Raw genomic sequence first — 566 nt, 5'->3', positions numbered from 1 at the left:
ACTGGACCTCGAGGTAACACGGGCGCTACCGGCGCTACTGGACCTACTGGACCTCAAGGTATTCAAGGTAATACGGGTGCTACTGGTGCCACTGGACCTCGAGGTAACACGGGCGCTACCGGTGCTACTGGACCTACTGGACCTCGAGGTAACACGGGCGCTACCGGCGCTACTGGACCTACTGGACCTCAAGGTATTCAAGGTAATACGGGGGCTACTGGTGCCACTGGACCTCGAGGTAACACGGGCGCTACCGGTGCTACTGGACCTACTGGACCTCAAGGTGTTCAAGGTAACACAGGTGCTACCGGTGCTACCGGTGCCACTGGCGCTACTGGACCTCAAGGCGTTCAAGGTAACACGGGTGCTACTGGTGCTACTGGTGCTACTGGTGCCACTGGCGCTACCGGACCTCAAGGTGTTCAAGGTAACACAGGTGCTACCGGTGCCACTGGCGCTACTGGACCTCAAGGTGTTCAAGGTAACACAGGGGCTACCGGTGCCACTGGCGCTACTGGACCTCAAGGCGTTCAAGGTAACACGGGTGCTACTGGTGCTACTGGTGC

Annotated in this window: 1 pseudogene; it reads left to right on the top strand. The window is 59.0% G+C overall.

What is annotated here, in order from left to right:
- A pseudogene (locus tag DPQ31_RS18360) lies at positions 1-566 on the top strand (collagen-like protein); the annotation flags it as partial.

The sequence above is a fragment of the Bacillus sp. COPE52 genome (genome assembly GCF_003355115.1).
Lineage (GTDB): Bacteria > Bacillota > Bacilli > Bacillales > Bacillaceae_G > Bacillus_A > Bacillus_A toyonensis.
This window is presented reverse-complemented; position numbering and strand designations above follow the sequence as displayed.